Origin of the sequence: Salmonella sp. 32100201201700099SM (genome assembly GCF_017572645.1) — a bacterium.
Lineage (GTDB): Bacteria > Pseudomonadota > Gammaproteobacteria > Enterobacterales > Enterobacteriaceae > Salmonella > Salmonella enterica.
On the sequence record NZ_JAGERQ010000021.1, the window covers coordinates 1 to 6,093 of the forward strand.

At 67.7% G+C, this 6,093-nt stretch carries 7 protein-coding genes and 1 pseudogene; all 8 read right to left on the bottom strand.

Features of this window, described 5'->3' with window-relative positions; genetic code table 11:
- A pseudogene (locus J4685_RS22205) lies at positions 1–921 on the bottom strand (cytochrome c-type biogenesis protein CcmH); the annotation flags it as partial.
- Entirely contained in the window at positions 918–1,475 is a 558-nt protein-coding gene (gene dsbE, locus J4685_RS22210; RefSeq protein ID WP_000828285.1) for a thiol:disulfide interchange protein DsbE, read from the bottom strand. The gene dsbE and the pseudogene J4685_RS22205, both read right to left, overlap by 4 nt.
- Positions 1,472–3,403: a heme lyase CcmF/NrfE family subunit gene (locus J4685_RS22215; protein ID WP_000982500.1), complete on the bottom strand. Its 1,932-nt coding sequence runs from the start codon at positions 3,401–3,403 to the stop codon at positions 1,472–1,474. Before J4685_RS22215 ends, dsbE begins: the two co-directional genes overlap by 4 nt.
- The gene (ccmE, locus tag J4685_RS22220) at positions 3,400–3,879 is read right to left on the bottom strand and encodes a cytochrome c maturation protein CcmE (protein ID WP_001053607.1); all 480 of its coding nucleotides are present in this window, start codon (positions 3,877–3,879) and stop codon (positions 3,400–3,402) included. The genes J4685_RS22215 and ccmE overlap by 4 nt, the downstream gene beginning before the upstream one ends.
- Positions 3,876–4,088: a heme exporter protein CcmD gene (gene ccmD, locus J4685_RS22225; protein WP_000074110.1), complete on the bottom strand. Its 213-nt coding sequence runs from the start codon at positions 4,086–4,088 to the stop codon at positions 3,876–3,878. Before ccmD ends, ccmE begins: the two co-directional genes overlap by 4 nt.
- The gene (locus J4685_RS22230) at positions 4,085–4,822 is read right to left on the bottom strand and encodes a heme ABC transporter permease (protein WP_000266011.1); all 738 of its coding nucleotides are present in this window, start codon (positions 4,820–4,822) and stop codon (positions 4,085–4,087) included. Before J4685_RS22230 ends, ccmD begins: the two co-directional genes overlap by 4 nt.
- A gap of 51 nt (positions 4,823–4,873) precedes the next feature.
- Positions 4,874–5,533 (bottom strand): heme exporter protein CcmB, encoded by a 660-nt coding sequence (gene ccmB, locus J4685_RS22235; protein WP_000990037.1) that lies wholly within the window; start codon positions 5,531–5,533, stop codon positions 4,874–4,876.
- Positions 5,530–6,093, bottom strand: a 564-nt coding sequence (gene ccmA / locus J4685_RS22240; protein WP_016506198.1) for a cytochrome c biogenesis heme-transporting ATPase CcmA, incomplete at its 5' end; no start/stop codon positions are given. The genes ccmB and ccmA, both read right to left, overlap by 4 nt.

Consider the following 6,093-nt stretch of genomic DNA (forward strand, 5'->3'; position numbering starts at 1 on the left):
CGCTCTATCACCGCCCGCCGGGCGTCACCCGCCGGCAGCAGCTTCAGCATCATCTCCCAGGCCGCCACCGCCTCGCCAAAGCGCTGCTGCTCAAAGGCGCTGAACGCATACAGGCTTAACACCCGGATATCCGTGTGGTCGCGGCTCACCAGCTGACGCAGCAGCTCCCCGCCGCGGCGGTTATCCTCCGGGTCGGACGAGCGCGTCAGCGCCTCCGCGTAGCCCAGCGCCGCATCGCGGTTTTTCGGGTCCAGACGGTAGGCGTTCGCATACGCCCCGGTGGCGGTACCGGCATTACCCAGTACCATACCGGTGCGCCCCAGCATGAGCCAGCCCTCAACATTGCCGGCATCATTCTGCAGGCGGGTGCGCAGCCCCAGCGCCAGCCGCGCCATCTCCTCCTCATTCAGCGGCTGCGCCTGCGGGTCCAGCGCCCGCGCCAGCAGCCCGGGCGTCTGCGCCGTTGCCTGCTGCCAGGCCCTCACCTGCGAATAGCTGCCGGTCAGGACGTAGCTGCCGGCGCAGGCGCACCCGCCGGCGCGTCCGGGCGACGATTATCCACCCGCCCGCCACGATGGCGGCCAGCGGCAGCACCCACAGCAGCACCGTCAGCGGGGTCAGCGGCGGGTCGTAGGTGACGAAGTTGCCGTAGCGCGCCACCATGTAATCGATGATTTCCTGGCGGCTCTTCCCCTCCTGCATCAGGTCATACACCCTGCGGCGCATGTCGGTGGCTATCATCGCGTTCGAGTCCGCAATGCTGTTGTTCTGGCATTTCGGGCAGCGCAGCTGCTCCGTGAGCTGGCGGAACTGCTGCTCCTGCGCTTCATCTTTAAACGGCATCACGTCGGTGGTTGCCCGCGCTGACCCGGCGATAACCAGCGCCAGCATCAGCATCACCATGCCCGGTAACAGTCTCATTGCGCCGCCTCCCGGCTGTATCTGTCCCACAGCGGTTTCAGTTCACTTTCCCATACCCGGGCATTCAAATCGCCCGCATGGCGGTAGCGGATAATCCCCCTGCCGTCGATGAGGAAGGTTTCCGGCGCGCCGTACACGCCCAGGTCCAGCCCCAGCATCCCGTCGCTGTCCGATAAACTCAGCGCATACGGGTTACCCAGTTCTTTTAACCAGGCCACCGCCTTCGCCCGGTCGTCCTTATAGTTCAGCCCGACCACCCGGATACCCTGCGCAGAAAGCTGGTTCAGGTACTGATGTTCGGCGCGGCAGGTCGGGCACCAGGTGGCCCAGACGTTAAGCAGCACCGGTTTCCCCTGCGTCAGCACCTCCGCCTCATAGTACTGACCCGGTGTCTCCAGCGATTCCAGGCGGAACGCCGGCACCGGCTTCCCGGTCAGCGCCGATTCGAGATTCGTCGGGTCATCCCCCTCCGCGTTGCGCGCCAGCTGCCACAGCAGCGCCGCGGCAATCAGCAGAAAAATCAGCAGCGGTAATAACAGTACGTTGCGTTTCATCCGGCCTCCGGCAATGGTTTACGGCGGCGGTAGCGCGGGTCCGCCAGGCACAGCAGCCCGCCCAGCGCCATCAGCAGTCCCCCGGCCCATATCCAGCGGACAAACGGTTTGTAGTACAGGCGCACGGCCCACGCGCCGTTGTCCAGCTCCTCCCCGAGCGCGGCGTACAGGTCGCGGGTCAGCCCGCCGTCAATCGCCGCCTCGGTCATCACCATCCGGCTGGTGTTGTAGAGCCGTTTCTCCGCATGCAGCACCGCCTCCGGCTCGCCGTGGCGCGTCACCCCGATGAGGGCCACCCCGCCGCGGTAGTTGGGCCCGGTGATGTCCCGCACCTCCCGGAAGGTGAAGCGGTAGTCGTGAATGGTCACGCTGTCGCCCGCCCGCATCCGCACGTCACGCTCCACGCTGTAATTCTGGCTGAAGGCGATGCCGGTAATCGTCACCGCCAGCCCGAGGTGCGCCGCCACCATTCCCCAGTAGCTGAGAGAGGTTTTCGTGCCGCGGGACACGCGCTGTACGGCTTCGGCCACCGCCAGCACCGCAATCCAGCAGGCCATCGCCATCCCCACCGCCGTCATGGCGATGATTTTATCTTCCAGCAGCCATGGCAAAAGTACCGACAGCACCAGGGTGGAGACCAGGGCGGTGAGCAGCAGCGCCCTGATGTTACGCGGCCGGTCCCGGCCCCAGCGCACCAGCGGCCCCACCCCCAGCAGCAGGGCAAAGAGGACCATCAGCCAGGTGAACATGGTGTTAAAGAACGGCTCCCCCACCGAAATGCTGCCCAGCCCCAGCTGTTTGTGCACCAGCGGCAGCAGGGTACCCAGCAGCACCACCAGCATGGCGGCCATCAGCAGGACGTTGTTGCCGAGCAGCAGCGACTCGCGCGACCACAGCGCGTTGTTCACCCGCGAACGCACCCTGTGCCCGCGCACGGCGAACAGCAGCAGCGAGCCGCCGGTGACCAGCACCATAAAGGCGAGGATAAACATTCCGCGCGCCGGGTCGGAGGCGAAGGCGTGCACCGACACCAGCACCCCGGAGCGCACCAGGAAGGTGCCCAGCAGGCACAGCGAGAAGGCGCAGATGGACAGCAGCAGCGTCCACGCCTTGAAGCCGGCGCGCTGTTCCGTGACCGCCAGCGAGTGCAGCAGGGCGGTGCCCGCCAGCCACGGCATAAAGGAGGCGTTCTCCACCGGGTCCCAGAACCACCAGCCGCCCCAGCCCAGCTCGTAGTAGGCCCACGCCGAGCCGAGCACGATGCCCAGCGTCAGGAACACCCACGCCGCCAGCGTCCACGGGCGGGCAAAACGGGTGAACGCGCTGTCCAGACGCCCGCTCAGCAGCGCGGCGATGGCGAAGGCGAAGGCCACCGAGAAGCCGACATAGCCCATGTACAGCAGCGGCGGGTGGAAAATCAGCCCCGGGTCCTGCAGCAGCGGGTTCAGGTCACGCCCCTCCACCGGAAAGGCCGGCAGCGTGCGGGCGAACGGGCCGGAGGTGAACAGGATGAACGCCAGAAAACCGGCGCAGACCATCCCCATCACCGCCAGCACCCGGGCGACGATATCCGCCGGCACCCGCCGGCTGAACACCGCCACCGCCAGGGTCCAGCCGCTCATCAGCAGCACCCACAGCAGCAGCGAGCCCTCGTGCGCTCCCCAGGTGGCGGCCACCCGGTACCACACCGGCAGCTGCGTGTTCGAGTTGCCGGCGACATAGGCCACGGTGAAGTCGTTAACCACAAAGGCGTGCACCAGCACGAAAAACGCGCCCGCCACGCAGATGAACAGCAGCCAGGCGAACACCCCGGCCGACGCCATCATCCGCGCGTCGCCGCGCGCCACGCCCCACAGCGGGTAAACGGGCAGCAGCAGCGCCACGCCGAGCGCCAGGCACAGCAGTGCGTGGCCGTATTCAGGCATCATGATGAGGTGTCCTTATCAGCGCGTTGCGGGCGGCGGTGGTTTTCCTGCATCGCCTTTTCCACTTCCGGCGGGGTGTAGTTCTCGTCATGCTTGGCCAGCACCTCGTGCGCCAGGACGTGGTTGCCCTTCTCCAGGGTGCCCTGCACCACCACCCCCTGCCCCTCGCGGAACAGGTCCGGCAGTATCCCCTCATAGCTCACCGTCACCGACCCTTCGGCGTCGTAGAGGCTGAAGTTCACCTTCAGCGAGTCCGGGTCGCGCCTGACGCTGCCGGGCATCACCATCCCGCCGACGCGCAGGCGCTGGCCCACCGCCGGCAGCTGCTGCGTCTCGCGCTTGCCGTAGAGGATTTCGCCGGGGGTATAGAACAGGTCGATATTCGCGCGCAGCGCGTACAGGACCAGGGCGGTGGTCAGCGCCAGGCCCGCCAGCACCGCGCAGACCACCCATAGCCGGTTTTTACGTCGCAGGTTCACGCGGCCTCCTGTTGCGCCTGTGCGGCACGCATCCGCGCCTCGCGCGCCCGCTGCTGCGCCACGCCGCGCAGAATGGCCCGGCGCTGCAGCACCGTGTGCAGCGCCAGCAGCGCCAGCGGCGCCACGGTCATCGCCACCGCCAGCCAGACAAAAAAGGCGTACCCGCCCATGGCGAAAAAATCGCTCCACGATGAAAATGCCGGACTCACCGGTGCCCCCTTTTCAGTATCAGTTCGCTCACCCACGGGCGGCGTTTTTCCATCAGTAAAATCAGGTTGCGCATCCGCATCAGCGCCAGCGTCATAAAGAGCAGCAGGAAGCCGGCGATGGCCCAGCGCAGCGGCGAGCGCATCGCCGGGTCGATACTCTGCTGCATCCGCGTCGAGCCCTGGTGCAGGGTGTTCCACCACTCGACGGAATAGTGGATAACCGGCAGGTTCACCACGCCGACCAGCACCAGAATGCCCGCCGCGCGCCCGGCCATTTTACGGTCGTCAAAGGCGTGCCACAGGGCGATGACCCCGGCGTAGAGAAACAGCAGCACCAGCTCCGAGGTCAGGCGCGCGTCCCACACCCACCAGGTGCCCCACATCGGTTTGCCCCACGCCGCGCCGGTGACCAGCGCGATGAAGGTGTACACCGCCCCCACCGGCGCCATCGCCGCGACGGCAAGGCTGGCCATTTTCATCTGCCAGACCAGCCCGGTGAACGCCGCCACCGCCATCGCCGCATAGATACCCATCGACCAGATGGCCGCCGGAACATGCAGGTACATAATGCGGTAGCTCTCCCCCTGCTGGTAGTCCGCCGGGGCGAAACCAAAGCCCCGGACCCAGCCGGTGGCCAGCACAATGATGCCGGCTGCCGCCAGCCACGGCACAAGCCTGCCGCAAATCTGATACAGCCGGGGCGGCGCCGCCAGCTGATGAAGGGTTTTCCACATAGTCGTCACCTGACCTCCTGAAACCAGTAAAATGTCCGTCGTGCCGGGGCGCTACTGCGTACTGATGCGCAGCGCCGCCGCGGTGGCGAACGGGCTTAACGTCGCGCTGCCCGCCAGCAGCGCCCCCAGCACCGCCAGATAGCCGTCAGCGGGTAAATGCATCGATGCCGCGTCCATCGCCGCGGTGGCGAAAATCAGCACCGGGACACTCAGCGGCAGCACCAGAATGCCCAGCAGGACGCCGCCGCGCCGCAGCCCGGCCGTCAGCGCGACGCCCGGCGCGGCGAGAAACCCCAGCGCCGGCGTGCCGAGCAGCAGCGTCAGCGCCATGATTTTCCAGCCGTACACGTCCATCCCCAGCAGCAGCGCCACCAGCGGGGAGAGCATCATCAGCGGCAGGCCGGTCACCGCCCAGTGGGCCAGCACCTTCGCCAGCACCACCGCCGGCAGCGGCACCGGCAGCAGCATCAGCTGCTCCAGGCTGCCGTCCTGCAGGTCGTCGCGAAACAGCCGCTCCAGCGCCAGCAGCGAGGCCAGCAGCGCCGCCACCTGGATGATGCCCGGCGCGATACGCGCCAGCAGCTGCGGCTGCGGCCCGACGCTTAACGGAAACAGGGTGATGACCATCAGGAAGAACCACAGCGGGCCGGCGATGTCCGCGCCGTGGCGGAACGCCACGCGCAGTTCGAGACAGAAGACACGCCACATCACAGCCCTGCCTCCCCGCCGGTCAGCGCCAGGCGGCGGACGGTGTCCGCGGCCCCCGGCAGCGGCTGGTGGGTGGTGAGAATGACCATCCCGCCCTGCGCCGTGTGCGCCGCCATCCGCCGGGTGAGGCGCGCCACGCCGTTAACGTCAATGGCGGTGAACGGCTCGTCGAGCACCCACAGCGCGGCGCGGGTCAGCCACAGGCGGGCCAGCGCCACCCGGCGCTGCTGCCCGGCCGAGAGCCGGGCGACCGGCACGTCCTCAAATCCCGCCAGTCCGGCCTGCGCCAGCGCCTCCGGGAGGCGCGCGCCGTCGCCGGGGTGGAAAAAGTGCAGGTTCTCCCGCGCCGTCAGGCGGGTTTTTATCCCCGGCTGGTGCCCTATCCACAGCAGGCTGCGATGGAAGCTGTCGCGCACGCGGCGCAGGGGCTCGCCCTGCCAGTACACCTCGCCGCCGTCCGGGCGCGCCAGCCCGGTCAGCAGGCGCAGCAGGGTGGTTTTTCCGGCGCCGTTGCCGCCGGTGACCTGCACCCACTCCCCGGCGTCCACGGTGAACGACAGCCC

Excerpts from the sequence above, each read along its gene's own strand:
- dsbE (WP_000828285.1), bottom strand. The coding sequence starts at position 1,475 with ATGAAACGCAACGTACTGTTATTACCGCTGCTGATTTTTCTGCTGATT.
- J4685_RS22230 (WP_000266011.1), bottom strand. The coding sequence starts at position 4,822 with ATGTGGAAAACCCTTCATCAGCTGGCGGCGCCGCCCCGGCTGTATCAG.
- J4685_RS22215 (WP_000982500.1), bottom strand. The coding sequence starts at position 3,403 with ATGATGCCTGAATACGGCCACGCACTGCTGTGCCTGGCGCTCGGCGTG.